1 rRNA gene is annotated in these 551 nt (G+C 64.6%); it reads right to left on the bottom strand.

Annotated features, from left to right (window positions below):
- Nucleotides 1-208: 208 nt before the first annotated feature.
- Nucleotides 209-324 (bottom strand): 5S ribosomal RNA (gene rrf / locus MKK50_RS00760).
- Between the last annotated feature and the right edge of the window lie 227 nt (nucleotides 325-551).

Genomic DNA, 551 nt, shown 5'->3' with positions numbered 1-551 from the left:
CCGAACGCCAATGAATCACCCTGCGCCATGCCCGCTCCGGCAGGGGAGAGGGCTTCAGGGTGTCTGTGCGGCCCTCGCTCTGCACGATGCCCGTACTGCCTGGCATGACCATGGGGGCGTTGGCGGCTCGGGGTGCCGAGCGGCGGGATCGGGTCACGACCGGGATCGCGGGTGAGGGAATGTGGGGGGGTTGGCTTGTGCTGGGCAGGCCTGGCGGCGACCGACTCTCCCGGTTCTTGAGACACAGTACCATGGGCGGTGGTGTGTTTAACGGGCGAGTTCGAGATGGGGTCGGGTTCTGGGCACACCGGTCAGGCCAACAGGGCGGCGCAGAACAAGTGGGGTTTCGTGTTCTTGGGGTTTGTTCGGGCAAGCAGGGACCGACGGCCGTTTCGGTGTCGGTTGGTCTTTGGTCGTGACGTCTTGGTGTGGTGTCTGTTCGTCAGCCTTGCGGCTGTCGATCAGCACCGGACACGGATCATGAGAGCGATCAAGCCGATCGGGCGATTAGTACCGGTCAGCTCAACGCGTTACCGCGCTTGCACTCCCGG

Source organism: Methylobacterium sp. J-043 (genome assembly GCF_022829505.1).
GTDB classification, from domain to species: Bacteria; Pseudomonadota; Alphaproteobacteria; order Rhizobiales; family Beijerinckiaceae; genus Methylobacterium; species Methylobacterium extorquens_A.
This window is presented reverse-complemented; position numbering and strand designations above follow the sequence as displayed.